Origin of the sequence: Pseudophaeobacter sp. A-200-2 (genome assembly GCF_041008815.1) — a bacterium.
Taxonomy (GTDB): Bacteria; Pseudomonadota; Alphaproteobacteria; order Rhodobacterales; family Rhodobacteraceae; genus Phycobacter; species Phycobacter gallaeciensis_A.
On the sequence record NZ_JAXGFU010000025.1, the window covers coordinates 1 to 2,388 of the forward strand.

The window sequence follows — 2,388 nt, forward strand, 5'->3', positions numbered from 1 at the left end:
CGGGCAGCGGTGGTGGATTTCACCAGACGGTTCGGCACCCGGATCACCCGCGGCTGGCCGTTGAGTTCGAAGAACACCTTCACCTCGCCGTTCTCATCGGTCTCGCCGATGGCCTGCAGGCGGATCTCCAGCGTCTTGCCGGGGTCGATCTCGGCCGAGATTTCCTCGCCCGGTTCCATCCCGTAAAAGAACGCCCGCGTCGGCAGGCTGCGCACCGGGCCGTACTGGCGATGGCGGCCCATGTAATCGAGGAACACCTTGGGATACATCAGGTAGCCATTCAGATCCTCGTCATCGACTGCCTTGCCTTCCAGCTGTTGCGACAGCTCGGCGCGGGTGGCTTCCAGATCGACAGGCTCCAGATGCTTGCCGGGGCGCTCGAGGTTGGGCTTTTCGCCCTTCAGCACCTTGTCCACGATGCCCGCCGGGAAGCCGCCCGGCGGCTGGCCGAGGTTGCCGCGCAGCATGTCGACAACGGAATCGGGGAAGGAGAGATCGGTCTCAGGGTCCTCCACCTCTGCGCGGGTCAATCCCTGGGAGACCATCATCAGCGCCATGTCTCCGACCACTTTCGACGATGGCGTCACCTTGACGATATCGCCGAACATCTGGTTCACATCCGCATAGGTCTGGGCGACCTCGTGCCAGCGCTCCTCCAGCCCCAAGGAGCGCGCCTGCGCCTTGAGGTTGGTGAACTGGCCACCCGGCATCTCGTGCAGGTAAACTTCCGAGGCCGGGGCCTGAAGGCCGCTTTCAAAGGCCGCGTATTGCGCCCGCACCTGTTCCCAATACGCGCTGATCTCGCGGATCTTGGCGATATCCAGCCCGGTGTCGCGGTCGGTGTTGCGCAGCCCTTCGACGATCGACCCCAGGCAGGGCTGCGAGGTGCCGCCACTGAACGCATCCATCGCTGCATCCACCGCATCGACACCCGCATCGGCGGCAGCCAGAATGGTCGCCCCGGCGATGCCGGAGGTGTCATGCGTGTGGAAGTGGACCGGCAGGCCGACCTCTTCCTTCAGCGCCTTCACCAGCTGGCGCGCGGCGGCGGGTTTGAGGAGCCCCGCCATGTCCTTGAGGCCCAGAATATGGGCGCCTGCGGCTTCCAGATCCTTGGCCATGCCGACGTAGTATTTGAGGTCATACTTGGCCCGGTCCGGGTCCATGATATCGCCGGTATAGCAGATGGTGCCTTCGCAGATCTTGCCGCTCTCCACCACCGCATCCATCGCGACGCGCATGTTCTCCACCCAGTTGAGGCTGTCAAAGACCCGGAAGACATCGACGCCGGTACTGGCCGCCTGCTTCACAAAGGACTGCACCACGTTGTCCGGGTAGTTGGTATAGCCCACCCCGTTGGAGGCGCGCAGCAGCATCTGGGTCATCACGTTGGGCATCGCCTCGCGCAGGTCCCGCAGCCGCTGCCAGGGGCATTCCTGCAAGAAGCGATAAGCCACATCAAAGGTGGCCCCGCCCCAGCATTCCACCGAGAACAGCTGGCTGAGGCTTTGCGCATAGGCGGGCGCTACGCGGATCATGTCGATCGAGCGCATGCGGGTGGCGAGCAAGCTCTGGTGGCCATCGCGCATGGTGGTGTCGGTCAGCAGAAGCTGCCGCTGCGCCTTCATCCAGTCGGCCACGGCCTGGGCGCCCTTCTGCTCCAGAAGGTTGCGGGTGCCATAGGGCAGGGCGCCGGTCTCGACCTTCGGCGGGCGCGGATCCTTCAGACCCGCTTTCGGCTCGGCGCGGCCCTCGGTCTCCGGGTGACCGTTCACCGAGATGTCGGCGATATAGGTCAGCACCTTGGTGCCGCGGTCCTGGCGCTTGGCGAAATTGAACAGCTCCGGCGTCTCGTCGATGAACTTGGTGGTGTATTCATTGCTGAGGAAGGTCGGGTGCTTCAGCAGGTTCTCGACAAAGGCGATATTGGTGGAGACCCCGCGCACCCGGAATTCGCGCAGCGCCCGGTCCATGCGGGCAATCGCCTTTTCCGGGGTCGGTGCCCAGGCGGTGACCTTGGTCAGAAGGCTATCGTAATAGCGGGTGATCACCCCGCCCGCATAAGCGGTGCCGCCATCCAGACGAATGCCCATGCCGGTGGCCGAGCGATAGGCGGTGATGCGGCCATAGTCAGGGATGAAGTTGTTGAGCGGATCCTCGGTCGTCACACGGGTCTGCAGCGCGTGACCGTTGAGGCGGATCTCGGACTGATCGGCCTTGCCGGTGGCCTCGGCAATGCTCTTGCCCTCGGCGATCAGGATCTGCGCCTGCACGATATCGATGCCGGTGACTTCCTCGGTGACGGTGTGCTCCACCTGCACCCGCGGGTTCACCTCGATGAAGTAGAACTTGCCGGTTTCCATATCCATCAGGAATTCGACGGTGCCG

Annotated in this window: 1 protein-coding gene; it reads right to left on the reverse strand. The window is 63.9% G+C overall.

The annotated features are described in order from the left end of the window. Positions 1 to 2,388, reverse strand: a 2,388-nt coding sequence (gene pyc / locus SM766_RS20835) for a pyruvate carboxylase (RefSeq protein ID WP_368948955.1), incomplete at both ends; no start/stop codon positions are given.